26 protein-coding genes and 1 pseudogene are annotated in these 25874 nt (G+C 35.1%); 1 reads left to right on the plus strand and 26 read right to left on the minus strand.

Going from position 1 to position 25874, the window contains the following annotated elements; genetic code table 11:
- Positions 1-4 precede the first annotated feature (4 nt).
- The 26 genes and pseudogenes from EKM05_RS06435 to EKM05_RS06555 all read right to left on the minus strand — a co-directional run bounded on the left by EKM05_RS06435 (position 5) and on the right by EKM05_RS06555 (position 25065).
- Positions 5-286 (minus strand): gas vesicle protein GvpO, encoded by a 282-nt coding sequence (locus tag EKM05_RS06435; protein WP_126462352.1) that lies wholly within the window; start codon positions 284-286, stop codon positions 5-7.
- A 12-nt stretch (positions 287-298) separates the two neighbouring features.
- Positions 299-526 (minus strand): gas vesicle protein GvpG, encoded by a 228-nt coding sequence (locus EKM05_RS06440; RefSeq protein ID WP_126462349.1) that lies wholly within the window; start codon positions 524-526, stop codon positions 299-301.
- Between the two features lies 1 nt (position 527).
- A complete protein-coding gene (locus EKM05_RS06445) occupies positions 528-1310 on the minus strand; it encodes a GvpL/GvpF family gas vesicle protein (RefSeq protein WP_126554227.1) in 783 nt (260 codons plus the stop codon).
- Between the two features lie 67 nt (positions 1311-1377).
- The gene (locus EKM05_RS06450; RefSeq protein WP_126462343.1) at positions 1378-2151 is read right to left on the minus strand and encodes a GvpL/GvpF family gas vesicle protein; all 774 of its coding nucleotides are present in this window, start codon (positions 2149-2151) and stop codon (positions 1378-1380) included.
- A 1-nt stretch (position 2152) separates the two neighbouring features.
- A complete protein-coding gene (locus EKM05_RS06455; RefSeq protein WP_126554229.1) occupies positions 2153-3193 on the minus strand; it encodes a GvpL/GvpF family gas vesicle protein in 1041 nt (346 codons plus the stop codon).
- 121 nt (positions 3194-3314) lie between these two features.
- Complete coding sequence (locus tag EKM05_RS06460; protein ID WP_126554231.1) at positions 3315-5468, minus strand: CDC48 family AAA ATPase; 2154 nt, start codon at positions 5466-5468, stop codon at positions 3315-3317.
- A 166-nt stretch (positions 5469-5634) separates the two neighbouring features.
- Entirely contained in the window at positions 5635-6570 is a 936-nt protein-coding gene (locus tag EKM05_RS06465; protein WP_126462333.1) for an ArsA family ATPase, read from the minus strand.
- Between the two features lie 4 nt (positions 6571-6574).
- Positions 6575-7093, minus strand: a complete 519-nt coding sequence (locus EKM05_RS06470) for an Hsp20/alpha crystallin family protein (RefSeq protein ID WP_126462330.1) — start codon at positions 7091-7093, stop codon at positions 6575-6577.
- A 29-nt stretch (positions 7094-7122) separates the two neighbouring features.
- Positions 7123-7428 carry a gas vesicle protein gene (locus EKM05_RS06475; protein ID WP_126462327.1) on the minus strand — a complete coding sequence of 102 codons (306 nt, stop codon included), beginning with the start codon at positions 7426-7428 and terminating at the stop codon, positions 7123-7125.
- Between the two features lie 16 nt (positions 7429-7444).
- Positions 7445-7759 (minus strand): hypothetical protein, encoded by a 315-nt coding sequence (locus tag EKM05_RS06480; protein ID WP_126554233.1) that lies wholly within the window; start codon positions 7757-7759, stop codon positions 7445-7447.
- A gap of 26 nt (positions 7760-7785) precedes the next feature.
- The gene (gene gvpN, locus EKM05_RS06485) at positions 7786-8712 is read right to left on the minus strand and encodes a gas vesicle protein GvpN (RefSeq protein ID WP_233579299.1); all 927 of its coding nucleotides are present in this window, start codon (positions 8710-8712) and stop codon (positions 7786-7788) included.
- 204 nt (positions 8713-8916) lie between these two features.
- Complete coding sequence (locus EKM05_RS14380) at positions 8917-9234, minus strand: hypothetical protein (protein WP_156063273.1); 318 nt, start codon at positions 9232-9234, stop codon at positions 8917-8919.
- 75 nt (positions 9235-9309) lie between these two features.
- Positions 9310-10377: a hypothetical protein gene (locus EKM05_RS06495; protein WP_126462322.1), complete on the minus strand. Its 1068-nt coding sequence runs from the start codon at positions 10375-10377 to the stop codon at positions 9310-9312.
- A gap of 51 nt (positions 10378-10428) precedes the next feature.
- Positions 10429-11058, minus strand: a complete 630-nt coding sequence (locus tag EKM05_RS06500; protein ID WP_126462319.1) for a hypothetical protein — start codon at positions 11056-11058, stop codon at positions 10429-10431.
- A 130-nt stretch (positions 11059-11188) separates the two neighbouring features.
- Positions 11189-11395, minus strand: a complete 207-nt coding sequence (gene gvpA / locus EKM05_RS06505) for a gas vesicle structural protein GvpA (protein WP_126462316.1) — start codon at positions 11393-11395, stop codon at positions 11189-11191.
- A gap of 648 nt (positions 11396-12043) precedes the next feature.
- Positions 12044-13435 (minus strand): sigma-54 dependent transcriptional regulator, encoded by a 1392-nt coding sequence (locus EKM05_RS06510; RefSeq protein WP_126554235.1) that lies wholly within the window; start codon positions 13433-13435, stop codon positions 12044-12046.
- Between the two features lie 2 nt (positions 13436-13437).
- Positions 13438-14919 (minus strand): PAS domain S-box protein, encoded by a 1482-nt coding sequence (locus EKM05_RS06515; protein ID WP_158615142.1) that lies wholly within the window; start codon positions 14917-14919, stop codon positions 13438-13440.
- Between the two features lie 810 nt (positions 14920-15729).
- On the minus strand, positions 15730-16995 hold the full coding sequence (locus tag EKM05_RS06520; RefSeq protein WP_126462303.1) for a YaiO family outer membrane beta-barrel protein: 1266 nt from the start codon (positions 16993-16995) through the stop codon (positions 15730-15732).
- Positions 16992-19382: an LTA synthase family protein gene (locus EKM05_RS06525; protein WP_126462300.1), complete on the minus strand. Its 2391-nt coding sequence runs from the start codon at positions 19380-19382 to the stop codon at positions 16992-16994. Before EKM05_RS06525 ends, EKM05_RS06520 begins: the two co-directional genes overlap by 4 nt.
- A gap of 6 nt (positions 19383-19388) precedes the next feature.
- Positions 19389-20825 carry a glycosyltransferase family 2 protein gene (locus EKM05_RS06530; RefSeq protein WP_126462297.1) on the minus strand — a complete coding sequence of 479 codons (1437 nt, stop codon included), beginning with the start codon at positions 20823-20825 and terminating at the stop codon, positions 19389-19391.
- 2 nt (positions 20826-20827) lie between these two features.
- Positions 20828-21931 carry a hypothetical protein gene (locus EKM05_RS06535; protein ID WP_126554239.1) on the minus strand — a complete coding sequence of 368 codons (1104 nt, stop codon included), beginning with the start codon at positions 21929-21931 and terminating at the stop codon, positions 20828-20830.
- Between the two features lie 32 nt (positions 21932-21963).
- Positions 21964-22332: a response regulator transcription factor gene (locus EKM05_RS06540; RefSeq protein ID WP_126462291.1), complete on the minus strand. Its 369-nt coding sequence runs from the start codon at positions 22330-22332 to the stop codon at positions 21964-21966.
- On the minus strand, positions 22325-22453 hold the full coding sequence (locus EKM05_RS14750; RefSeq protein ID WP_255416239.1) for a hypothetical protein: 129 nt from the start codon (positions 22451-22453) through the stop codon (positions 22325-22327). Before EKM05_RS14750 ends, EKM05_RS06540 begins: the two co-directional genes overlap by 8 nt.
- A gap of 249 nt (positions 22454-22702) precedes the next feature.
- Positions 22703-23141 (minus strand): annotated as a pseudogene (locus EKM05_RS06545) (IS1595 family transposase); the annotation flags it as partial.
- A 358-nt stretch (positions 23142-23499) separates the two neighbouring features.
- Positions 23500-24264 carry a TIGR02757 family protein gene (locus EKM05_RS06550; protein WP_126554242.1) on the minus strand — a complete coding sequence of 255 codons (765 nt, stop codon included), beginning with the start codon at positions 24262-24264 and terminating at the stop codon, positions 23500-23502.
- 138 nt (positions 24265-24402) lie between these two features.
- On the minus strand, positions 24403-25065 hold the full coding sequence (locus tag EKM05_RS06555; protein WP_126454557.1) for an ABC transporter ATP-binding protein: 663 nt from the start codon (positions 25063-25065) through the stop codon (positions 24403-24405).
- Between the two features lie 145 nt (positions 25066-25210).
- On the opposite strand from EKM05_RS06555, the gene msrA reads away from it, so the two are divergent.
- Positions 25211-25858: a peptide-methionine (S)-S-oxide reductase MsrA gene (msrA, locus tag EKM05_RS06560; RefSeq protein ID WP_126462285.1), complete on the plus strand. Its 648-nt coding sequence runs from the start codon at positions 25211-25213 to the stop codon at positions 25856-25858.
- Positions 25859-25874: the final 16 nt, after the last annotated feature.

Here is a 25874-nt window from a genome sequence, read left to right on the forward strand (position 1 = left end):
TTTGTTAATTAATATATTCGTCAGTGCTATCTATTCCTTCCAAGGAACCATGCCGTTCGAAGGATGTAATTTCAAGATTTTCATCCAGTTTGACCGCATAGAAAAGCCGCACTTTTTTTGACGGAAGATCCATTGATTTTAGAAATGAATCGTCTTCATATACCTCTGCCACAGCATTCCAGATTTCTTTCACTTTTTCAATTTTTATGACCGTTACATCATAACTTTTGATGTTCTCTCTCAGGAACTTAATCACTACTTTTTTAACTTCAATAATGTTGCTCATATTTTTTACTCCTTATTTATCTTTCCTTATATTTTCCAGTAATTTCAACAATTCATCTTCTCTTCTGTCATATTCTTCTTCATCAATTTCATCCAATTCAAATTTCAACTGTAGTCGCATCAGTTTTTCTTTGACGGAGCCTTCATCCGACGTTTCCTTCTCAACAATCTCATTGATTTTATTAGCGATAAAAACTACTCCTTTTAGGGGTGCTAACAGTATGCTATCGATTAAAAACATATTATATTCCTTTAGTGTTTATTACAAGGGTGACAAAATTATAGAGAGGTAATGTTCCTACATATTTGAAGGTCATAAAGCGGCCAAATTTCTCCTCTAAATCATTCACAGCTTTATCAAATGCAGATTCAGCTAAGTTTTTAACAAGAAAGGCAACATTGATAATCATCATTTCTCCGTAGCTATCGTTTATTTTTACATCAACAGAAAGTGGATTTAAAATATCGAGAATGCTATTTTTGTAATTTTCCGTCTCCTTTTTGAGTGCTTCTGCTACCATTTCGCCTATTTTCATGCGCTGGTAATGGCTTTTATCGGCCGGAAGACTCATCAATTTTCCCCTGAGTAACCTAATTTCGTCATATTTTTCAATGATACTTTCATATATCACAGCTTCCTTTGTCAGTACTTTGAGACCCAGTTCTTTCTTGCCTTCCATTTTAGTAAGTAAGTCATCAAATTTTTTGTAATCTTTCTCAAGAATTCTCAGGATACCAGAGTCATCGTTATGTTCGGAAATAGTTGAAAACCGAACAGGAAGAACCGTAAATTGTTTCATAACCTCTTCAAGTACTCTTTCGTGAGTGATCATGTTTATTCTTCGGACTTCGTATTCGATGATCGGCGAATTACTGACGATAGCACTAATATCTTTAAAATTTATCCCATAAACCAGGTCCGTCCGTTTACCCATACCAATCGGACCATAGTCTAATGGATCTGAATGCCTGATAATCCCATAAATATATTTTCCTTCTTTCGGTATATCAACTTCTTTTTCCATAAAATCCTTCAGATATGTTGTTACTATTTTATTAATTAATCTGCGTCATCAGCGTTTTGTTTTTCTATTACAATTCCCATTTCTCTGGAAATATTTTCAGGTCAATAAAATTATAAATAGGTAAGGCAGCTGTATATACAAAATCACTTCGGTCCTCGTATCTGGCACCAAGGTCGGCCATTATGTGGTCAAATTCGATCTCCCTGCCACTATTCACCAAGAATGCAGTATTCATAAACATGGCATCACCATTTGTTTTGTTATGTTTATACTCGAATGCTGATCTGCGCAAAGCATCGATAATCGTTTCAGTTTCCTCTACTTTCTTTTCAATCAGTGCATCTGCTACTAGATTTCCGGCATCTGCAATTTCCATGTTCTTCCTTTCCTGATCATGTAGTTTTTCAATTTCGGTCATTATTTTTTGTAGCTCAACGTGTTCCTTGTCGATCTCTTTGTATATCATTCGCATGTTTTTCCATGTTCCTCTCACATTAAGCTCCACTTTATTTTCAAACTGTTTGAGCAATTCCATAAATTCGTTGTATCTCCGGTTAAGTAGATTTCGTATTTCGTTAGGAGTTGCCGCAATGGTGCCAAACCTAATGGGAAGTATGCTCTTAAATTCCTGCATCACCACTTCTATAACCTTTTGGTGTGCAAGCATGTTTTCTGGATTAGCCACTACCGTGTTAAGGGGATGATCACTCACCACCATACACAAGCCATCGAAACTGATAGTGGAGACTAGGTCGCCGCGTCCGCCTATTCCTATTGGACCCAGATTGATGTCGTAATCCGTTGCAATGATGCAATAAATATATTTCCCGTCACGTTGCATATTATTCCTTTATTTTTATCAAAATCAAATTTTCATTCACTTTTTGTTTTCCCTTAAAGGTTAAACTCTCTTTTGAAGATTGCCTTTCCGCTTCTGAATATTCGAGCAATGTATGATAGGCTTTATTAATCCTATTGAAATTTTCCTTATTATGATTATTCTGATTTGCATCGGGATGAAATTCTTTTGCTTTTTCCTGATATGCCCTTTTTATTTCAGAGTCAGAAGTTTCTATTGTTAAGCCAAGTTCTATTTTTGCCTGTGCCACATTCTCCTGATCTAATTCTTTAACTTCAATAGTATAAAAACTATAGCAGGGCAAGGGTCCAACCAATTTGAAGTTCAACAAGCCTTTGTATTCTTCATCAAGTTGGTCAATTATCTGTTCAAATTTTTCTTTTTTATTCCTGTTAATGAGAAAAGCAGAGTTGGCCACCATTTCGTCATTCATCACCTCATGTGATTTTATATCGAGACTGATTGATGACAGCGAATCCAAAATATTCGTTTCAACCTTTGTGTTTTTTTCTTTTACTTTTTCCTGAACTAGCATCCCTATTTTTATCTGGTCGATTTGTGAAAGCGTATCTGTCTTTTTTAGAATATCATCTCTTATTGCGATGATCTCGGGGTGGTTTCCAATCTCTATGAGGGTATTAGAAAAATCAGCCCAAGTAACCACTAAGTCAATTTCTGTCAGGGTTTCAATTTTATTTAGGGTATCAATAACTAAATCATGGCCATTTGCAAGTATTTTAATAACCTCTTCCTTTGAGTTTACAATCGTACCGAGCTGCATAGGGATAAGCATGTTGAATCCTTTCTCCATGAGTTCTTCTATGGTTTTTTGATGATGAACCAGCAAGTATCCCAAGCTTTCCCTGTCTAAATAATCAATGTGTGCACTCTCCCTGTCGGAAACAATGGCAGATATATTTTGGAAGGGGATGGCATAAATCCCTGAATTTTCAAATGATTTAAATATATCCGTACTGTAAAAATTCGGCACTATTCCATAGATGTATATTCCTTTTGTTGTCATTTTATTAGTTTATTGGTTGATGGGTTTATTTGTTGATATTAACTAGTTTCCTTGACGTTTGCCAAACTTCCATATTTTCAAATGAATATTTCATAAACGCCTTAACTTATCAACCTTTCTATCAACCTTTTTTCGTTGAATTTTGTTGTAATACCAGCCCGATCGCTTCTTCGAAATGATTCTCCATGATGATGATTTCTCCGGTAACTTCCTTCGATTTTCCTTTGCTTTTATCAATCAATTCGCGAATAGCAAGCATGGCCGCTTTACGACAAATAAATTCGATATCTGATCCGGTGAGGCTTTCTGTTTTCAGGGCCAGTTTATTTAGGCTTACTTTTTTTCCAAGTGGTTTATTCCGGGTATGAATACCGAATATTTTTTCCCTTGTTTTTACATCTGGGAACGGCAATTCAAATATCAGATCGAACCGGCCACTTCTTAGCAAAGCTGGATCAATTAAATCGATTCTGTTGGTAGCGGCCAGCACAATCACTCCTTTCAGGTCTTCAATACCATCCATTTCGGTAAGGAACTGGCCAATCACTCTTTCGATTACCCCGGAACCTGAACCGTCACTACTGCGTCTGGGGGTTAGGCTATCTATTTCATCCAGAAACAAGATACAAGGCGATGCCTGTTTTGCCATCCTGAATAATTCTCTTACCCCTTTTTCCGATTCACCGATGTAGCGGCTTAAAATTTGTGGCCCTTTTACAGAGATAAAATTAACTCCGCTCTCGCTTGCCAGCGCTTTTGCCAGGTAGGTTTTACCTGTGCCAGGTTTCCCGTGAAGGATAATTCCCTTGGGAGGTTTGGTATCGGCTTTTTTAAACAGGTCGTCATATATCAGTGGCCACTCTACGGTTTCCTTTAAAGCCTCTTTTATTTCATCGAGGCCGCCAACATCATCCCATTTCACATTGGGTACCTCCACAAAAACCTCCCTTATGGCCGAAGGCTCTACTTCTTTCATCGCGTCAAAAAAGTTATCCATGGTTACTTCGAGCGACATCAAAAGTTCGTAAGGGATTTCGGCCATCTCGAAATCGATTTGTGGGAGTATTTTCCGCAAAGCAGTCATGGCGGCTTCCCTGGCTAAAGCTTCCAAATCAGCACCCACAAAACCATGGGTAATTTCTGCTAGTTTTTCCATATCTACATCCAGCGACAAAGGAATTCCCCTAGTATGGATGTGAAGAATTTCCAGCCTGCCTATTTTATCGGGAATAGAGATAGAAATTTCGCGATCAAAACGTCCCGGCCTTCTCAATGCCGGATCAATGGAATTAGGAATGTTGGTTGCGCCAATTACAATGACCTTCCCCCTTGATTCCAATCCGTCCATAAGTGATAATAGTTGGGCTACAACACGCTTTTCAACCTGTTTTTCGCCACCCATATCTTCCCGCTTGGGCGCAATAGCATCAATTTCATCAATAAAAATGATGGATGGTGCATGTGCCTGAGCCTCTTCAAAAATTTTCCTTATCCGGCCTTCACTTTCCCCATAAAATTTCCCCATGATCTCCGGACCGGAGATGTTGATAAAATAAGCATCTGTTTCATGAGCCACCGCTCTAACGATGAGCGTTTTCCCTGTTCCAGGAGGGCCATACAGGAATACACCTTTGGGAGCCTGAACACCAAGACGTTCAAAAATTTCAGGATACTTCAAGGGCAGTTCTATCATCTCCCGAATGCGCTGTACCTGATTTCCAAGTCCGCCGATGTCTTCGTACGAAACCTTACTTTTATTTTCCCCTTCTTGCTTGGTCAATTCAAGCTGAAACGTGGTATTTGGGTGTATCAGTACCGCCCCATCAGGGTTGGTGCCGGTTACGGTATAATTAACCGCACGGGAACCAAAAAGGGTGGCTCTCACTTTATCTCCTTTTGTTACCGAAAGACCATTGATGAGCGAACCAATATATTTTGCGTCATCGGCCTTAAATAAAGAACCAGAGTTTGTATCAGGTTTGAGTTTTATTTTTGAAGCCTGGCGGCAGGTAGTTTTAATGATCTTCACTTTTTCATCAATCCCAGCCTGAGCATTTTCTCTGGTAATGCCATCAATCTGAATAATACGTTTGTCCCTGTCTTCTGGAAAACAAGGCATAATCTTAACAGGCGTGGCACGTTTGCCTTCTATAACAATCACATCGCCACTTTCCAAACCCATCAACTTCATGTCTTTTGGGTCAATCCTAGCAATTGCCCTTCCAACATCCTTTACCGGGGCTTCTTTTACACGTAATATTATTTCGTCTTTCATTTTCGTTGATAAAAGGTTGGTGAAAAAGTTAATATGTTGGGTTATTTATTTGTTGATAGGTTTATTGATTTATAAGTTTATTTGCTCGATATTTACCAGTTTCATTGGCGTTTTCCAAACTTCAAAATTTTCAAAGGGACATTTCATAAACTCTTCAACCGCTTTATTAACTTGTCAATACTTGTCTCAATTTATCCAACGCTTCCAGTCCTTTAATTTCTTCAGCAAATTTTGGCACTTGAACTATATTTAAATTGCTAAACGTTTTTTTAATCTCTTGTAAATAAGGTAATTGATTAGCCTTTACTCTTTTGCAAAAATCACCATCATCCGAAACCATTACATTGTTCACGATAATCTGCCTCGCAATTATTCCGGATGCGCTAAGATCAGCAAGCAGTCTGTCTGTTTCCATGGTAGCCATCGCTTCGGGGATACATACAGGAATAAATTCACATTTGGTTTTATCCCGCAACAGGTTTTGGATTCTTTTTACTATTTTTTTCAGGCTGAATAACAATGCGTCCACCTCATCCTGTTGATAGGACCCCGAAAAACTGGTAACCATATAGCGGTATTTCCATCTCATTCTGGCTGCAACTTTTATCCAATCATCCAATAACTTTGGAGATGAAATCAATCGCAATGCATGCCCGGTGGGTGCTGTATCCACCACATATTTATCGTATCCACCTTCTTCAATAAAATCAATGATGGTTTTAAAACTCATCATCTCATCAATGCCGGGTATTGATAAGTCCAGCATTTCATCGATGTCCTCGCTGTCAAGATTTGTAGAGGTATCAAAAAGTTTTTTCAGCTCATTCCGGTGTTCTGTTTTAAAATTGGAAAGTGCTTTGTCGGCATCTACTTCAAGGGCCGACATGTTAGCTGTACCGTCAACATTTACTACTTTAAAACCAATTTCTTGTTCGAGACAATCCGATACGGAATGAGCCGGATCGGTAGATATAAGTAGCGTTTTAAAATTTTTAGATAATGCCAGGGCAGTAGCTATGGCACAAACACTTTTTCCAACACCACCTTTTCCTCCGAAAATAATGAGTTTTAAGTCCTTGTTTTCTAAGCACTCAAGTGCCATGATTTTATTTTTTAATATTGATTTCAAGGATACCGTTGATGAATTTGTGACTTAAATTTTCTTTAATGACTTTTACCGGAAGCAGTAATTCTTTTCGGTATGTTCGGCTTTTGCTGATCGCAGAAATTTCAAGAATGTCTTCCTTCAAGTCGATTATAAGGTCATTTTCCTCTATTCCAGGCATTTCGGCAATGACAACAATTTCATTCTCTTCATCAAAGATGTCTGTTATCGGTTCCCGCTCTTCATCTACTTTAGGCCCTTCGGGTGTTTTTTTTATGTTCCCGAAAGTTTCCACTTTTGGGGTACCACCACCTGCCGTGTTGATGGTAAAGCCATAAACGCCTTTCATGCCTTTTTTGATATGATCAAAATTGATCTCCCCTTCCTTACTTATTCCGGCCTTTTCTTCGAGCTTTCCCGCAAGGTCAACCAATTTTTCGATGCCTTTGAACAAACCGCCAAGCCCGAAAATTTCAAAATCAGCTTCGTCTCTTTTTCCTTTATTTTTATCGTTTTCCATTTTATTGATAATTTATTAGGTTCTGTAAATTATAATGGTTTACTAATAGCTTCAAGCTTTTCCAGACGAGCCTCTAAAGTTTCATGTTGTTGCATCAGCTCTTTTTCTCTAGCTTTAGTGGACAGGTAAGTATCTTCCTGCCACCAGTTGATACCCATCTCCATGGCCTTGTCAACTGAACAAACCAGTAGTCTGATTTTTATAGTAAGTAAATCAATATCAGCTATTTGTATCTTAATATCACCTGCTATTACAATCCCTTTATCGAGTACTCTTTCAAGAATATCAGCAAGGCCAGTCGCATTAATTGAATGGGTGGGTTGTGTTTGTGACATAATAAGCGTATTGTTTTTAATAGTCTATCGACATGGTTTTAAAATTCGGTTTCTCCTCATCTTTGTTTGTTTGATAGCTTTCTGTCCTATCTGGATTTTGGAGCAGTATAGATTGTCCATTATAAAACTCTTGAATTTCGTTTAGCCTAATTTGAATGATATTAAGTCTTCGCGAAATCAATATTTCTTCGCTTCGCAAACGAGTTCTTTCCTTTTCAAGCATATACATTTTTAAAAAATCAGAACCTTCATTATTTGAAATGGCTGATTTTTTTGTATTGTACATTGTTTTGATACTTCCAATCCCTTTTACTGCACTTGAAGTTGGCATAATATATTATATTAGTTGATGGGTAATTAGCAATTTTTTTCGATCAGTTCATTAACAATTAATCTAACCTTTTCCTGATTGGTTTTTGAGCCAACCCTGCTAGTTTCAGAAGTAAGTATATCCTGACATATTAATCTAAACATTTCGTTGTTTTTAGAAGGAGTTGCATTTATGGTTGCCAAAGTTTTTGCAATCATAATAGAGCCACGAACGGTTGGGTCAAATTCTGTTTTCCCAGATTCGCGTAAGCCTCTCACAATCTTTATGATTTTTTCAGCATCGTCCAATGTAAGGTTTGATTTAGCCCTGGTAATCTGTAACTCAGTTTCGTAATCAAAATGATCGAGATCCATGGTTACCATCCTGTCGCGCAATGCGTCCTGAGTCCGGTTAACACCCGCATATTCTTCAGGATTTGAAGTAAAGATGGCACGAAATTCTGGATGTACTTTCATATAATAATCCTCTTCTTTTCCTGCCGAGGTGCTCATCATTTTTTCCTGAAGGATGGGCAGTAATATATTATTTGCTTCGGCACGTGAGCGGGTAAATTCATCATAAATAAGTGTGAAACCATTTTTAACTGCTATTGTTAAACGATTATTCACCCATTTTTTTTCCATGTCTTCCTCAACTTTGTGAACACTATGTATAAATCTATCGTCTAATTTTTTAAATCTATATCCAGACTCGCTACCAACCAGATCGGATGTTTTATACTCCGCATCGCCATGAATAATGACTACTGGTCTTCCAATTTTACTTGCTAAATGCATAGCCACAGTTGTTTTTCCAGTTCCAGATGGGCCTCTGAAATGTACTGGAAATCCTGCTTTTATGTAGGTAAGACTACGCTCTGTAATATCTTTAATGTACGCTGTCTCAACAAAATCCGACATGGGCTTAGGTTCAAGGACCGTGTTAGTTTCATTGTTCATTATTTTATTCTCCATAATTTTCACCTTTATTATTTGATTAAAACTCCTGTTTAGGTAATTGTTCCAGAGTCAATTTCCAAATGTTCCTCGCCTCTTCAATGTCTTGTATCATTCTTGCCCTTGTTTTTACAAATTCTTCCTTGCGGGCATAATGCTTAGCCATGGCCTCTAATCTTTTCGTAAGACCTTTCCTTATTGTGTTGCTGGTATTGTTCATTGTTAATTACCTTCATATCCTTTGCCTTTACAACGTGTACAAGGCAATCCGTCATTTGATTTTCCTGTACCCTTACATTGCGAACATTTTGCATTGCTTTGGCAATAATTACTTCCCTTTCCACCACATACAATACAAGGGACTCTGGCTCCCAGCGGATTTTTACCTGTACCCGAACAAAAAACACAGGCTATTGCAGGATTCTCCACTTCAACCTGCCCAGTTCCTTTACAAACCTGACAACCCGACATTGGTGAGAGTAAATCATAAGGATCCTTTCCAAGACCATTACAAAAGGTGCAACTGATTGTTTTTGACATGGTTTTTATATCAATTATAAATTAAAAATGCTGAGTTGAAGAAAATGCCCCACAACTCTTGCTCAGTACAGGATATTATTTTATCGGGAAGTAAATATTTTCAACTTTTTGAACTTTCCCCTCATCTAATAAATTTTTAGCTACAAACCCAAGCTTCATGCGTGTTTCTCCCAGTGGCTCTTCCATTTCTGAAATTCTTACACCTTGTGGATGGTTGTTGATATAATCCGTTACTTTCTCTTCCAAAGTTATTGGGATTACTGCTTTGGTTTCCACTTTTTGCTGAACTTCAACCTGAATTACCTTTACTTCTTTAACTGGAGTTTCTATTTTAACTTCTTTTTTTTCAATTTTTTTAGCTACTTCCTTAGGCTGAGCAACAACTTTATTTCGTAATTGAGTAAGAATTTCCGACATTTTTTTCCATGATGCTGATGCATCACCTCTGTCTTTCGCATAATCACCAAGTAGCGCTTTAATTGCTTTTTTAAGGTTTTTTACATCATTTTGGATCCCTTTCATTACTACATCAAATTCCTTAAGCCTGGCTATTTCGCCGTTAGAAAGCAAATTATGAGTATATGTGAAAATCCTTAAAATCTCTCCATTTATACCTTTCATAAGGATGGAAAATTCTTCAAGCCTGTCCGTTTCGCTTTTCTCAAGCAAACTATGGGTATATGTAAAAATATCTGAAACTTCTGTATTTATGTTTTTCATAAGACTAGCAAATTCCTTGAGCCTTTCTGTTTCGTTAGTTTCAAGCAAATTATCCGTGTAAGTAAAAATCTCTGAAATCTTATTGTTGATACTTTTCATAAGAGCAACAAATTCTTTCATTCTATTTTTTTCACCCTCATTTAACCCTGCTCTTAGAGCTGTTGCCATATTCTTATTTTCTTTACTAATTTTTTTCAAGGAAATATCTGAATCTTTTAACCGTTTTTGTTCGTCCTTTTCAAGTTTTACTCTTAAAGCTACAGCATTGGCATTTAAAGCCACTGACATCTCTTGATGATCCTTTTGAAATCCATCAAGGGTTTTTTGTACTTCAATTACAAGCTCTTCATTTTCCTTGTTTCTTTTTTTGAATGAAGCAAGTATGTCTTCGCTTAAATTTTTCATTTCTGATGATAGTCTCATTTTTTATTTTTTAATTATTAATGAATATTTAATTCCCTATGGTTATTTACCCTATTGGATACTTGACATAAGGCCTTGATTCTCTTTAATTATTTGATCTTTAACTTTTTTTATATCCTTTACCAGAATATTATCGCCTTTTTTAAGTAAGTTTTCAAGGCATTCTATCATACTGTTATGTATTTTCTGAAAATTCAAGAATGTTTTCATTACCTTTTCCTTTCTCATTTCCTGTAGTTTGGGGATTTGAGAAAGCTGCTCTTTGATGATGCTTATTCTTTCCAGCGCATCTGGTGAGGTAATGTCTTTAAGACCTAACAGACCATTCTTAAGCGATTGGGCAGTTTCTTTCTGGGTTTCAACAAAATTCAAAAACTGGCTTTCGGCTTCGCTTCTCTTTTCATCGATTATATCAAAAATACACGACATTATTGTATTGTAATCTTTTTTTCGCAGGGAGCCATTTTTTGCCAGAGTTTCGCTAAGTCTGGAATTTAATATCTCTATTTCCTTTGTAAGTTCGTTTAGAGAATTATTGACATTCCCGAACAAGGAATAAGATGATTCTGTAATATTTTCGGATGATTGAAAGACAGTTTGAATTTTTTGAATCCGGCTTTCATAAGATGTTATAATATTGTCGAAAAAACCATCTATATTTAATTCAGGTTGAGTATTCATTGTGGTTGAATAGGTTGATGAAAAATAGGGATTGATGAGTTTGAAATAGAAATTCTTGGTAAATCATGCTTCCGAGCATTAATCCGTAAGGATGATTTAGCAAGAACACCTATTTTTTAACTACAAATGCCTAAGCGGCTTTAGCAGTTAATCCAATTGCTTCTGCATACTTTAAGTATGTTTCAACTGAGGCAACAACGATTCTTGCTTCAATAGCAAGTAACTCAATACCTACCAACGAAACTCTTACCCAGGCATCAACTACAACACCCTTGTCCAAGATACGATCAATAACCTCTACGAGGCTAGATGATCCAATTGTTTTTTCTACTGCCATTTTTTATTAAATTAAGTTATTAATAAAACCGTGCTTTACAAATTAGAGAGACGGCTTACCTCTTGTTCTGAGCGTATTACAAGTAGTGTGCCGAAAAGTAAGTAAACAGGAATATTGCATTGTATTATACAGTACAGTATGCTGTAATTAAGGTATATAGGTGTTTATATAAGTAATAGGAACGATATATTGTTGCATATTATAATGTCAAACCTTCAGTAAAGACTGGGGTTGAGTTAAAAACAAACAAGACATTATTTCAATATCATTAATTAATTGTGATTTTTTATAAAAAAATAAATTATATTAATATATTTTTTACGAAAAGATTAGTAAAAATGGATAATAATTGAAATTATCGCACACATGTGCGGAAATGGGAGAACTTCATCTGGTAGGCAGGCTCTCAACAAATGGTTAAGTGCAATTAACTTCGTCAGTTACATTATCCACAAAAAGGTTAACGAATTCAACTTACAAAACGGATAGGTAAATTTGTAAGTCCGAGACTTCCTGAGTCAAGGAGCATTCCTAACCTGACCGTCCTTCCCGAATCTGATAATGACATTGACCCTTCCCAGACCTGATCTGAGATCTCCTGAATAGAACGATACTTTTTATATCAGAAGAATTGTTGGTTATCGTTTTTTACTCTTCGTTTTTATTAACAGATATATTGTACTTTTTCATTTTTCGCAAGAGAGCATCACGGGTAATTCCCAGCATATCAGCTGCAGCCGTCTGATTGCATTTGCAATTTTGTAGAGCTTTACGTACCATTTTAATTTCGTGGGTTCTCAGATTGACTGAATCAGAATGAGCTTCCGATGAGGATGTTTTTTGCGATTTTACAGGGAAGTCATTTATCCCGAGCAGGTTGCCTTTGCAAAGAATGAGGGCCCTTTCGGTCATATTTCTCAATTCTCTGACATTTCCAGGAAAATCATATTTTAGGAGCGCATCAAAAACCTCTTTGGAGATATGAATGTTTGGTTTTTTAAATTTCGTTGCATAGTCATCAACATAATGGATCAACAGAGGTTTGATATCTTCTGGCCTTTCCCTAAGGGGCGGAATATGTATATGCAGTGTATTGAGCCGGTGAAGCAGATCGAGCCTGAATTTTTTTTGCTCCACTTTTTTATAAATATCATGATTGGTGGCAGAAATAATCCGGAAGTCAGTATGTATCGGGTTTGTATCCCCCACCCGGGTGATTACCTTTTCTTCCGTGGCACGCAGAATTTTCGCCTGTAGATTTAATGGCATATCTGCGATTTCGTCAAGAAATAGGGTACCGCCGTTACACACTTCAAAGTAACCCATTTTATCGGAGATGGCACCGGTAAACGATCCCTTTTTATGGCCAAAAAATTCGCTTTCCAAAAGTGATTCTGTAATGGCACTACTATTAACGGCACAAAAAACAGGATCCTTCTTTTCGCTCGAATAATGTATGATTCTGGCAATATTTTCTTTTCCGGTTCCACTTTCGCCGGTTATCAGCACATTAGCATCGGGATAATTTGCGGCGATGATGGCTTGTTCAAATACATTCAAAATCTGTGGGCTGACTCCGATAAACTGTCGGTTGATTTTATCTTCGAGGGTTTTGGATATTAATGAGTTCTTTTCTTCCATCTGCTTCAGCCTTCGTTGCATCTGAAGATATTTTCGGGTACGCTCAATCGCAATCTGAATGTCAATAAACCGGAAAGGTTTGCGCAAATAATCGAATGCCCCAAATCGCATGGCTTTGATCACCGTATCCATATCGCCATGAGCCGAAATGACGATGACTTCCATCTCAGCGTATTGGATTTTTACCTCTTTCAGAATATCAAGCCCATTCACACCAGGCAACCGCACGTCAAGGATTAAAAGATCAATTTTATTATTTTTTAATACTTTTTTCCCTTCTGCGGCTGTGTTGGCCTCATAAAATTCAAAGTCTGAATCCAGAAAAAAACCAATCAATTCTTCTGTGAATTGCTTCTCATCATCAATGATCAAGATTTTTATTTTCTCTTTTTTTTCCATTTTTACTTTTTCTTTTGAGTATCCAAAACTAGTTTTATTTTCGTTCCATAAAAATGATCGCTCGTTATGTCTATGGTTCCGTTCATTTCCTTGATTATCTGATAACAGATTGATAATCCAACTCCGGTTCCCTTTCCTTCATCTTTTGTAGTATAAAAAGGAAGTAAAATATTATTGATATCGTTATTTCCAATGCCAATACCATTATCTGTAACTTCTACGATTAGAAATTGATTCTGCTGATACGTTCTGATCCCAATGAGTGTTTCAAAATAATCTTCCTGTATGCTTTGCTTTTCTTCTATTGCATCTTTGGCATTGGCCAGCAGATTAATAATAACCTGCTCAAATTTGTAGGTATTGCCAACTATATGAGGAATTTGTTTATCAAGTTGGAGGTTCAGGTTGATTCCAAGGTGTTTCAACTGTTCTATTGATATAGTAACGGCATTTTCGATGCTTGAATTAATATCGAAAGCTGTCAATATGTAATCGCTGTCGTTTCTTGAAAATGCCCTGATATGATCTATAATGTTCCTGATCCGGATTATATTTTCAAAAATTTTGCTGGATTTATTTTCAAGGAATTCAATGTTGATAGTTTCGGTTTTGGCAGACTCAAATAAAATCTTATCCATTACCATAGAAATGATATTTAATGGCTGGTTGATCTCATGTGCAATACCTGTGGCCATTTCTCCAAGGTTGGCCATCCGGTCGGCATGAAGTTGTTTTGCCTCTATCTTCTTACGTTGTGAAATATCACGGATGATGATCATGAATGATAAGGACACCCCATCCGGGTCCTGTATTAAAGTGACACTCGTTTCACCGGCAAATAACGATTGATTTAGCTTTCTAATTTTTAATTCAATATTTTGTGATAGTCCTTCATTCATTGTCTTTTCAATGATTTTTCTTATCGTATTTTTTTCATCAAATGGAATGAATCGGAAAATTTTTTTGCCTACCAAATCATCTTTGGTATCGGTGCCAAATAATTCAAGCCCGATTTCAGAAACCTCAGTAATGACTCCTTTCATATTGATTAATAAAATACCATCGGGAGATGCATTTAGCAAGGTTTTGTATTTTCCTTCGCTTACTTCCAGCGCCTGCTTGGCCTGTATGTGATTGGTAATATCATGGACAACAGTAAAACGGCATTTTTTATTCCGGATATATACATTATCTGCCGATAACAGCACATGCTTCACATCTCCATTCTTCGCTATCAGATTTGCTTCCAGGTTAGATACTTTTTCATTGGCATCTATCTTCAGGTATAGGGTATTTAGACTTTCAAGTGCTAAAACACCAAATTCCACAGGTGCTTTACCTATGACTTCATTTTTATCAAATCCGAGCAAATTGCAAAATGCGTCATTCACTTCAATATATTCTCCTGTAACCAAATCGCTTAAACTACAAGCAGATGGATTGTGATAAAATATTTTTAAAAATTTTTTTTCTGATAGTTTCATTTGAGATATATCTTTTGCTGACTCTGAAAATGATCCGTTTACCATGCCAAACACTCTGTGATACCTTAGTTTCCACAAAAATTTGTATGCCGGACTTTGCAATAAATGGTACAGAACAAAAATCTGGCGCTCCGTTTAATATTTCGCAAGTAATTCCGTCTATTTCATCGCAGCGTTTGGGCGGATGAATCATGAGAACTAATTGTATTAAAAGTTTTTTTCTTACATAGCCGTGTCTCGTCCTGAAAAAAAATTACACTTATTGATTAAAAATCCTACTGCAAATCTATACATTTAAATTAATCCTGAATATCGTTTATACTATTTATTTCGACTTTACTCAATAACAAATTGGATAAAGATAAAAATTTTGGCATCTGTAAAAGCTTCTGAAATGAAGAATTAAACCAGCTGAATATTTATCAAGTTATAGTGCCTGATAAAAAATATTGATTTGCTCGGATGTTTTTCCTTTTAAACTGCGTTTAAAGCGAATCATACTATTTGCAATCATTTACTTAAATTAATGTTTGTCAAGTGGATTTTTTTTTAATAGGTATTTGATTATTAATATTTTACACTATAATATTACATATAAAATACATCAAAAAAAAATATTTTTGATGTATTGCATTAAAATGCTTCAAAACACATAATCTTAAAAAAGCAGAATCGTTTTTAACAAAAAGCAGTTTTTCAGCAATTGTTTTATTGGTTTTTAGAAACAGTGAGTTCGATTTTTTATACATGAAGAATCCTTCTTTTGAAGCAAAAAAAGATTTGGAAAATTAAATTAGAAATGGGAATCGGTTATTTGAATTTTAATTCCCATGAAAGTACTAGAGAATAAATCCAAAAGAAATTTCCTTGGTCAAATATTATTTCTTGGTGTGTAACCGCTAATTGTGTTCCCCAGGCATTTTGCTTATTAGATGAGGTAAAATAATACCCAAGATTAATTCTTTGGGCTTCTAAGGCGACAAATTTAGCTGCATTTTCATCAATAGCGAACTGATTAATTTCCGGAGAGAAACCCATACTAACGGCTACTCCTAAATAATTATCAGCGTCACTTCGGTATTTTCTATAGGTAAAAGTCCCGGATATACTGGTTCCTGTTACTCCGGGAGTAAAGTAAGGACGGAAAGATAAATAACTGTTTCCGGTATACCAGCCCAGAGATCCAGTATAAATATTGGTGGTAGTATTGTATTTCAAGGTGCGGAATCCTAGGGAAATTTCAAAGCTTTTAGGTAGTGATTTAAATAATTCAGCACCATATTTTATATCTGGAAACAAAAAAGTACTGGCGATGCCAAAATTCACATAGGCATATAGTCCTTTTGTAATTTTTGGGTATAAATCTACTTCATATTGCACTCCATTTTCGTTGAATCTCCTGTTGAAATTTACTCTTCCTATGATGCTTCCGTATTTCGTTTGCCGCCTGTACATTAGCGCATGGTATTGCATTGGATCAAAAACATCGGAATAAAGGTCTACGGAGGAAGTTATTCCTATGGCATTTTGGCTCAAGCCATTGTTTAAATTCGCCTTGTAGTCTTTGGCTTTCTGATCCTCCGGATTTGTATCTAATAGGAGCTGAATCGTGCTTAATGCTTCTAATGTATTATTGCTGTTTTCTTGTGCGCTCGCCTTCAAATACAATAGTTCAGTGTCTTTTGGGAATATTTTTAAAGCATTATTTGTCATTTCTAATGCGGCAAATGGCAAATCTCCCCACAATTCATTTTTTATGGCAGCTATCCAGGTAGTTTTATTCTCAATGTCTTTTTCGAGGACATAATTAAATTCTTTTCTTGCTTTTTTATAGTCGCCGTCCCAAGAATAGGTTGTCGCTAAAAAAGAGCGGATATCATGGTAATTAGGATATGTTGTCAAAATGAATAACAAGGTGTCTTGTGCTTGCTTGCGTTGTTGATTAAAAGCTAAATTGCGAGCAATTTCAAAAGAAGCATCAGGATCTCCCTCAAATTTAGTTTCTTGTGCGGACATTTGAAAGCCGCCAAAAAACAGGGCTAGAAAAAGTAGTTTTAGCATTATTTTTGAAATCATTTTTTCAGATTTTTTTTAAAATTAGAGTATTCTTTATTTTTAGGATATAGTATCAATAGGCTATCAATCAGTGTGTTTGAATTTTTTAGATTGTGAATTCTATAGTATGCTTGTGCCAGTTTATAACCCAATTCTGCATCATTTATTTGATTACCCAATGCTAGCTTGCCAATTGCGACCCCTTTATTGTTTTGCCCTAACCACCAATACACATCCATCAGTGCTAAATAGGCATCGCTATAAAAAGGGGTTCTGTTGATAACTTCCAATAATTCTTTTTCGGCGTTTTTATAATCGCCATCCCAAGCTAACGTTCGGCCTTTGAGTGTTCTTACTTCGCCATAATTAGGAAGTTCATTCAAGATGTAATCACATAATAATCGGGATTTTTCACGCTCTTTTGTAAATGCTAATTCTCTGGCTAAAAAGAAAACCTGATCACGATTCAATCCTTTTGTTAATTTTTTAATGGTCAAAAATTCTTCAGCAGTAAACGTATAAGCAGGTTTCTTAAAGCTTGTAGCAGCCTTTGTGATTTTATTCTTTGTAGTTAAATAAGCATTTAATTTTTTGAAATCAGTAAAAAAATTGCTTATCGTTTCAGTCATGTCGTTATTTGCTTCACTAAGATTTAAATTTTTATCAATCTTAAATACAGTCCCATCAGAATAGAAATAGTCCTTATAAATATAATCATTGATGCTTCCTTTGTATCGCATCAGCGGAATGCTATGGATATTTCTGAATTCTCGCACGGTGTCGAGTCCCTGACCAAGCCAGGTCGTTTTTTCTAATGGATTAAATTCATAATTATTTGTCAAAAAAGAAATTAAACTTGGAGTAACATCGCTATGGGAAGAAATAGATTTGAATGTTGCCGTTTTCTTCAACATGGGGCTGTAAATGTAAAAAGGAACATGAAAACGGGATAAATTATCTTTTTGAGGAACTGGAATTAACCTGTGATCCCCCGTAATAATAAAAATGGTGTTTGCATACTCGGGTCTTTTAGCATAGGCTTGCATGAAATTCTGTATCGCATTGTCTGTGTACAACAAACACGCAAAAATATCTTTGTAATCGTTCCATTTGTCTTTTTCAAAATATGATTTGGTTTCTAAAATGCGTTCTACTTTTTCTAAATACGCTTTTTTAGAAGGAAAATTAAAGGGTTCGTGATTGGTAAGCGTCATGATGATATCCAGGCGAGGTTGTTTAGTATCTTTTAATTCAGATAATGTTTTACGAAAAATCTCCGCATCAGGATAGCCCCAGGAAAAACCGCCTGCATTTTTCTTTGTTTTTGTATATCCTGGGCCAAATTTATCGATATCTACAATTTTATCGATACCATTGTATTCCAGGAAATTACTTTTTTTGTCAAAACTGGAGTCATCACCACAAAAATAATTGGTAGTGTATCCATTTGATTTCAAAATACTGATTAGTGAATTGTGCTTGGGTAAGGGATTCAATTCCATAAAGCCATTTTTTCCAAACGGCAACGAACCTATTAATGAAGGGAGTGCGCCAAATGTTCGACCTGCATTGCTCACGAAATTCTCCCAGTAAAGCGATTTTGATACCAAGGCGTCAAGGTAAGGCGTGAAACCTTTATAATCGCCATTGTTAGTAAAATCGCTACCAAGTCCTTCAACAATTATAAAAACCACGTTTGGTTTCTCTTTTTGAATGTTAAAAAACGAAGCCAGGACATCTTTAGTTTCTTCAGAGGCTCGTTCTAATGGGTATTCTTTCTTAAAAGAGAAGTCGCCTTGAGACGCTAAAGCGATGTCATTTTTAGCTCTTAGAATATCACTCAACAAAAAATTTAATTTGTTTTGAGAAGCAGTTTTATTGCTATTGGCAATTAATAAATTCAAACTTCCAAAAAAGAATACCACTAGAAGTAAAATTTTTGTGTTGATTTTATGTCCAAATAAATGGAACAACCAGTTCAGTCCCCAATACATTGCAGGTATAACTACAAAAGGTAAAAATGTCAGCAAGGATAAGGATAAAGATGCAGAAACAGTGGTGTACATATCACTCAATGAATAACCTAGAAGGTCTGCTCCAAGATTGATATGAGTGGTAAGGCTGTATCCCGTTAATCCAACTTGGATGAGTACGATACTGGAGAATAGTATTCTGATAACCAGTATTCCAATAGTATTTTTTATATATTCTAATCCTAAATACAGTGGAAAAAATAATATTCCGAGGAGTATTCCCGTAAAAAAATCATTAAATACTTTATAAATAAATGACAGTAATTCAAAATTTTTGAATACATCAATGAAACTCAACAGACAAAATATAAGGATCAACGAAACCGTAGCGTAAATATATTCTAAACTTTTTTTATAAGTAAATTTCGTTTTCATTTGCGTTTAATTAGATGCTTTAGTCATTCCTTTTCGGGTCATTTCTCCCCATTTTTTCTTTTTATTAAAATAGTAATCGCTATTCCCTTGAATCGCTGCATATAAAATAAAGGGATGATTGACAAATGGTTCTAAAAAAGCAATTAGCAATAAGTGAACGCCTGTTCCTTTCTTTTTATACTGATGATAGGTGAGTTCTTCTGTAATTAAGGATATTAAAGAAAAAAAAACGGTAAATAAATAGGCTAAAAGTAAAAAGGCAAGTGAATAATCCCAGCGTACTTGATTAAACACAATAAGAATTCCAAAATAGAGCAGACCTGCCACTTCTATGATAGGAGCCATTCTTTCGAAAAAAAACCAATAGGGATAACTCAGCATTCCCAGCGCCTTGTATTTTGGATTAAATCCAACTTTTCGATGTCTTCTCAAAGTTTCAATAGTTCCGCGAGTCCATCTGTTTCTTTGTGAAATAAATGTTTTATAATTATCAGGTGCTTCCGTCCAACACAGCGGATCAGGAATATAGGCAACTTTGTATTTTTTTTTCTGTTCTTCCATGTAGCCTCTCATTCGTACTACAAGTTCCATGTCTTCTCCTACCGTACGGATGTCATAACCGCCTACCCTGATCGCAATTTTTTTGTCAAACAGGCCAAAAGCGCCGGAAATCACTAACAACCCATTAAGTCTGCTCCAGGCCATTCTTCCTAATAAAAAAGCACGAATGTATTCTAGGATCTGGCCTTGCTCTAGTAATTTTTTAGGAAAATTGATATCTTGCAACTTGCCTTCTTTGACAATGCATGAATTCGAAATTCTAATGACTCCTCCAGCAGCAATAACTCTTCTGTCAGTAGTTTCAAGAAAGGGTTTAATCATTTTTTGGAGTGAATCTTCAAGCAATAAACAATCGACGTCTATGCAGGCAACATACTTACTGTTGCTTATATTAAGGCCCATATTCAAAGCATCTGCTTTTCCTCCGTTTTCTTTGTCAACAACAATTAATTTTTCAAATGCAGGATTTGTTGATTTGTAAATTCCTTTTCTGAGCGGTCTGGTTGGGATTTGTTCGTTAATAAGCAAGGATACGGGCACTAGTTCATACACCAGAATGAGTTTTTCTAAACTGTCATCTTTGCTACCGTCATTTACTATAATTACATCATAATTTACGTAGTGGTTTGACAATAAAGAGCGTACGTTTTCAACGATATTTAAACTTTCATTATAGGCTGGAGCTATAATTGAAATGGAAGGGGAGCTATTTGAAGATAATATTTCTATGTAATTCACAAAACTGTTTTTTCGTTTGTATTCTATTGTTTCTACAGCAGAAATGGCGGCAAGTATGAGATAAGACACTATAGCCGTCATGCTATAAATAAAAAACAAATAATGGATTGTTTCAAATATAATTTGTTCAGTACTGTTTCCCATACTTAATTGTTTTCAATAAAATTAACAATTTTCAAAAATTGTGGATCAGAAGATTCTAATTTAAGCAGATTGAATTTTTCGGTATTAAGGATTTTTAAAATTTTTAATGAGGAAACCTTAATTTCAAAAATTGTATAATGTATGTATTGCATCAGAAACAATTCGTCACTGGTTTCATATAAATTTTCCATCATTTTAAAAAAAGCAATTTGTTCCTCCGGACTGCGTTGCTCTATATTGATTTTCAAAATTTCTTTGGCTTCTGAGGCATTTAAATAACTCAATACTTGAATGGACTCTAGTCTTATTTTTTTATTAATGTGGTACAACAAATAGATTAGTTCCTCTTTTGCTTCAAACTGATTGTACGTTTTTGCTAGTTTCAAAGAAAATATGACTACTGAATCATTAGGGGAACCCAACCAGGATTTAATATTAGAGATATTCTGATTTTCCAGTCTTTGTAGGACTTCTAATAATTGAATCTGATCCCATTCAGACAGTTGTGTTTCTAAAATGTCTAAAAAATTCAGTCCTTCAAAATAAAATAAATTGACCATATACAATTGCATTTCTTTTCGAACCTCTCTTCGGGGATGGTTTATGTGAACAATCACTTCATCATGTGCTTCCTTTACCTTAAATTGCTTTAATTCCCGGATTACTTTGGCAATAATATACCATTTTTTATGCTTTAATTGCGATAAAGTGTAGTTGATAAGACCAGTTTGAAAATAGAGTTTTTGAATAGATTCATCAATTTCTCCTGAAACCTCATTTTTTAACTTTAGCAAAACAGCAATTAAAATTTTTCGTTTGAATAGATCCGTTAGAGAGTCTTTTAATTCATCTATTATCACTTGCTGTTCCGGACTGATCTCTTGTTCTTCATCTCCAGAATATAGATATCGGATTAGAAGCGTTTCATATTTGCTTTCATATTCAGCCGTAATCCGTTCTTTTTTTCTCAGATGGCTTCTCAAATATTTCAAGTATAGTATTAGAGGAAGAAGAATAAGAATAAAAAGACCACTTATCATCCATGCCACTTGAATGATAAGTGGTGACCCATTGAAATAGTCAAGTAAGTAATAATTTGTATTCATATAGCAACCCCAGGGTTCTTTATAGGGACTTGTTAGCGCAATAATCTTTTTACTCTAATCACTAGTTCGTTAGGACTTAAAGGCTTACTCATAAAATCAGTAGCGCCTAAATCAAATGCTTTAAGAACAATTTCCTCTTGTCCCGCCGATGAAAAAACGATGATTGGGATTTGTAGGTTCAATTTATTTCTTACATAGCTGATAACTTCTAAACCACTAATAAAAGGCATCATGATATCAGTCAAAATTAAGTCAGGATTGTGTTCTTCTATTATTTCAAGTGCTTCTTTTCCATTTACAGCTGTCAGGATTTTATAGCCTTCTTTTTCCAATCGAAACTTTAATAATAATAAAAAAATAGAATTATCTTCAGCCAAGACGATTTTTTTCAAATCACTCATTGTCTACTGCTTTTAATTTTGGGAATAAAGTACGGTTTTTGTCTTTTATTTTTAAGGGGAAAAACAGTATAAGTTCGTCCATTTTATTTAGTTTTTGTACTGTTATAAATTTTTGTTTCATGGATTATATTTGGAAAATCTAAATTAAAATTATTATTAATATTTAATTAAGTAATGAGATTAAAATAATATTGTATTTGTTTTTAACTCAACCTCAGTCTTTATTATAGGTTTGACATTATAATAAGCAACAATATATCGTTCCTATTACTTATATACGCAATCGCATATTGAATAGTTTTTATTTTTAATGAATTAGTTTCTTGAGGTCGGTATCTAACCGCATATTATTTCTTTATGACAAATATTATCTACCTTTCCCCAAACCACCAACAACGGATTCATCTACATTTATAATCCCTTTCATGGAAAATCTTCACTTGATTTCATTGCTTCTCGAACTTTTTACATAAACATTCTTGCTATTTTTTTTTGAACTCCAAATTGAATAGCCATTTGAGATGCAGAAAGACTTTTTGTGGTTGTAGCCATTTCAAAGCAAATGAAAAATGCTTTTCTTAATCCAAATTTCACTTTATGGAATAGCGTATTAGCCATAGTTTATTCAGTATCATTACAAATATTTTAGGTTCTTGCATAGTCTTTGCGAATTTGACTTTTAGTATGACTACAGTTTCTACAAACATACTTCTCTGAGCATTTTATTTTTAAAAGGTATTATTACAAATTTAATCACTATTAAAGCGTTCAGTAAACTCTATAAGGTTTTGACCTTTGGGAATTACCATTTTATCGGTCTTTTATAGACTTTAAATATATGAAATTTAATACTGACCTCAATACTTTTTTATCCAAACAAATTTTTTGTTTTTTTTAAAGTCAAATTTTTTGGTTTGGAGCCATCATTTTAATCGAAAAGAAGACAAAAGAATAGGTGGCTTTCAAGATCCAATAAATAGAATTTTAAAAACACAATTGTAAAGGATAAATATTTTAAGCGAAGATACGCAAGTAGGTTTTCATCAAGTTTAAGTTCGATTTTTCTAAGACTATTTATGACAGATGAAATTTTCGGGTTATTTTAATGTAAACTATTTTACACTATAGAAAAAAAATCCCCTAAAATTAAATTAACTTTTACCCCTGCTAAAATCCCTCGAAAACCCCCAGTCCAAACAAAGCAAAATCATATTTAACAGGATCTATACCATCTAATTTACGAAGGTTTGTATCTAATTCTGACAAGGCTTTTCCATCATTTTGTTTGCGTGTCAAGAGACCTAATTTTCGGGCTACATTACCGGAATGTACATCCAAGGGACAAGATAATGAAGCGGGAGAAATGCTTTTCCAGATTCCTAAATCGACTCCCTTATTATCTTGACGAATCATCCACCTGAGGTACATGTTAATTCTCTTTGCTGCTGAATTGTTCAGCGGATCGGAGATGTGCTTTTGGGTCCTGTGCGGATGCGGAATTTCAAAAAATATTTTCTTGAATTCATGGATGCTTTTTTGCATCGAATGAGTTTCCTGATGTTTGCTGAAAACCACTTCTAAACCACCATGATTGGCATAAACGTGCTGCAAACTTCTGATGAAACTAGCAAAATCCTGTCCGTTGAAAGTGCGGTGTACAAACAATTCCAATTGTTCCAAATCATTTTCTGTATGTGACATGACAAAATCATACGGTGCATTTCCCATTAAATCCATCATGCGATGTGAATTTTTGATAATCATCTTACGGTTTCCCCAAGCAATGGTAGCGCTGAGAAAACCGGCAATTTCAATGTCTTCTTTTTGTGAAAACAAATGCGGGATTTGTACCGGATCACTTTCTATGAAATCGAGTGTGTTGTATTGTAGGACTTTTTCGTCGAGGAAATCTTTAAGTTCTGATGGATTCATTATAGAGGATGACTTTGGATACTAATTTGTTTTAGGAAGTACAGCTAGTTCTTTCAAGGTATAGCCCAGATAGAAACGGCATCCTTTTTATTTTTTCTTTAAAAATAAAAAGATAGAGTGTATAGCTGGAAATAGCTCCTAATTACTAATCAAACCGTCTACCATTATTAGTTTTCTGTCGGCCATATTGGCTAATTCCTCGTTGTGTGTCACAATTACAAACGTTTGTCCCAGTTCATCACGCAGTTTGAAAAATAATTGATGTAGGTTTTCAGCAGAAGCCGTGTCTAGATTCCCAGAAGGCTCATCAGCAAAAATGATAGCAGGTTTATTAATAAGCGCTCTGGCCACCGCCACACGTTGCTGTTCCCCGCCGGAAAGCTCGTTGGGTTTGTGATTCATTCTATGGGAAAGACCAAGATAAGTCAGTAGTTTTTTAGCTTCAATTTCCGTTTCAACTTTGGGCTTATTAGCAATGAAAGCAGGTATGCACACATTTTCTAATGCGCTAAATTCTGGTAACAATTGGTGAAATTGGAATATAAAACCTAAATTTAAGTTTCTGAATTTGGATAAGTTTTTGTCATTCATCGTCAGAATGTCCTCATTGTTGATGCGTAATTCAATTCCGTTTTCAAGGCTTGGCTTGTCTAAAGTACCAAGGATTTGTAAAAGTGTTGTTTTTCCGGCTCCTGAAGCACCAACGATAGAGACAATCTCTCCTTTTTGAATATGTAAATCAACTCCTTTCAACACATGGAGTTGATCGTAATATTTATGTAAATTTTTGGCTTGTATCATTATAATCTATTTTTACAAAGAAACAAAGATTTTCATGATTATGAATTGGAACACCGTTTATTTTCCTTTGACAAACTATAAACTTTAGTTAAGAGTGGATATTCACAACGATTTAATGAATAAATTTGATCTTAAATCATAGGTTATGAATAAAATAATTGGGATTTTTTTAGCATTATTGCCTTTTTCATTTTGTGCAAAAGAAAAAAATAGTACTTTGCCTAAAAGTATAGAAACAAAAAATATGGAAATACAAAACAAAATGGAAGTGGCAACCTTTGCGGGAGGTTGTTTCTGGTGTACCGAAGCAGTTTTTTTACAACTAGACGGCGTGAGCAAGGTAGTTTCAGGATATATAGGCGGAAACACAGTAAATCCTACATATCAGCAAATAGGTACTGGTGACACTGGTCATGCCGAAGCGATTGAAATTACGTTTGATCCTAATAAAATAAGTTTTGGAGAGCTATTGGAAATATTCTTTGCCACACATGATCCTACAACCTTGAACCGTCAGGGGAATGATATTGGGACGCAATACCGAAGTGAAATTTTTTACCACAATCCTTTCCAGAAACAGTTATCCGAGGATTATATGGCTTTGATGACTACGGAAAACACATTTGGAAAACCAATTGTTACTAAAATTTCATCAGCAACGAAGTTTTATGTGGCAGAGGATTACCATCAAAACTACTACAATCAGAACAAAACACAAGGATATTGCAGTTATGTAATCACACCCAAAATTGATAAATTAAAAAAAATATATCAGGATAAACTCAAAAAATAATTGGCACTAGATTTGT

The sequence above is a fragment of the Flavobacterium sp. GSP27 genome (assembly GCF_003970395.1).
Lineage (GTDB): Bacteria > Bacteroidota > Bacteroidia > Flavobacteriales > Flavobacteriaceae > Flavobacterium.

Bases quoted from the DNA above. Each gene is read 5' to 3' on its own strand.
- EKM05_RS06435 (WP_126462352.1), bottom strand. From the start codon at position 286: ATGAGCAACATTATTGAAGTTAAAAAAGTAGTGATTAAGTTCCTGAGA.
- EKM05_RS06440 (WP_126462349.1), bottom strand. From the start codon at position 526: ATGTTTTTAATCGATAGCATACTGTTAGCACCCCTAAAAGGAGTAGTT.
- EKM05_RS06445 (WP_126554227.1), bottom strand. From the start codon at position 1,310: ATGGAAAAAGAAGTTGATATACCGAAAGAAGGAAAATATATTTATGGG.
- EKM05_RS06450 (WP_126462343.1), bottom strand. From the start codon at position 2,151: ATGCAACGTGACGGGAAATATATTTATTGCATCATTGCAACGGATTAC.
- EKM05_RS06455 (WP_126554229.1), bottom strand. From the start codon at position 3,193: ATGACAACAAAAGGAATATACATCTATGGAATAGTGCCGAATTTTTAC.
- EKM05_RS06460 (WP_126554231.1), bottom strand. From the start codon at position 5,468: ATGAAAGACGAAATAATATTACGTGTAAAAGAAGCCCCGGTAAAGGAT.
- EKM05_RS06465 (WP_126462333.1), bottom strand. From the start codon at position 6,570: ATGGCACTTGAGTGCTTAGAAAACAAGGACTTAAAACTCATTATTTTC.
- EKM05_RS06470 (WP_126462330.1), bottom strand. From the start codon at position 7,093: ATGGAAAACGATAAAAATAAAGGAAAAAGAGACGAAGCTGATTTTGAA.
- EKM05_RS06475 (WP_126462327.1), bottom strand. From the start codon at position 7,428: ATGTCACAAACACAACCCACCCATTCAATTAATGCGACTGGCCTTGCT.
- EKM05_RS06480 (WP_126554233.1), bottom strand. From the start codon at position 7,759: ATGCCAACTTCAAGTGCAGTAAAAGGGATTGGAAGTATCAAAACAATG.
- gvpN (WP_233579299.1), bottom strand. From the start codon at position 8,712: ATGGAGAATAAAATAATGAACAATGAAACTAACACGGTCCTTGAACCT.
- EKM05_RS14380 (WP_156063273.1), bottom strand. From the start codon at position 9,234: ATGTCAAAAACAATCAGTTGCACCTTTTGTAATGGTCTTGGAAAGGAT.
- EKM05_RS06495 (WP_126462322.1), bottom strand. From the start codon at position 10,377: ATGAGACTATCATCAGAAATGAAAAATTTAAGCGAAGACATACTTGCT.
- EKM05_RS06500 (WP_126462319.1), bottom strand. From the start codon at position 11,058: ATGAATACTCAACCTGAATTAAATATAGATGGTTTTTTCGACAATATT.
- gvpA (WP_126462316.1), bottom strand. From the start codon at position 11,395: ATGGCAGTAGAAAAAACAATTGGATCATCTAGCCTCGTAGAGGTTATT.
- EKM05_RS06510 (WP_126554235.1), bottom strand. From the start codon at position 13,435: ATGGAAAAAAAAGAGAAAATAAAAATCTTGATCATTGATGATGAGAAG.
- EKM05_RS06515 (WP_158615142.1), bottom strand. From the start codon at position 14,919: ATGAAACTATCAGAAAAAAAATTTTTAAAAATATTTTATCACAATCCA.
- EKM05_RS06520 (WP_126462303.1), bottom strand. From the start codon at position 16,995: ATGATTTCAAAAATAATGCTAAAACTACTTTTTCTAGCCCTGTTTTTT.
- EKM05_RS06525 (WP_126462300.1), bottom strand. From the start codon at position 19,382: ATGAAAACGAAATTTACTTATAAAAAAAGTTTAGAATATATTTACGCT.
- EKM05_RS06530 (WP_126462297.1), bottom strand. From the start codon at position 20,825: ATGGGAAACAGTACTGAACAAATTATATTTGAAACAATCCATTATTTG.
- EKM05_RS06535 (WP_126554239.1), bottom strand. From the start codon at position 21,931: ATGAATACAAATTATTACTTACTTGACTATTTCAATGGGTCACCACTT.
- EKM05_RS06540 (WP_126462291.1), bottom strand. From the start codon at position 22,332: ATGAGTGATTTGAAAAAAATCGTCTTGGCTGAAGATAATTCTATTTTT.
- EKM05_RS14750 (WP_255416239.1), bottom strand. From the start codon at position 22,453: ATGAAACAAAAATTTATAACAGTACAAAAACTAAATAAAATGGACGAA.
- EKM05_RS06550 (WP_126554242.1), bottom strand. From the start codon at position 24,264: ATGAATCCATCAGAACTTAAAGATTTCCTCGACGAAAAAGTCCTACAA.
- EKM05_RS06555 (WP_126454557.1), bottom strand. From the start codon at position 25,065: ATGATACAAGCCAAAAATTTACATAAATATTACGATCAACTCCATGTG.
- msrA (WP_126462285.1), top strand. From the start codon at position 25,211: ATGAATAAAATAATTGGGATTTTTTTAGCATTATTGCCTTTTTCATTT.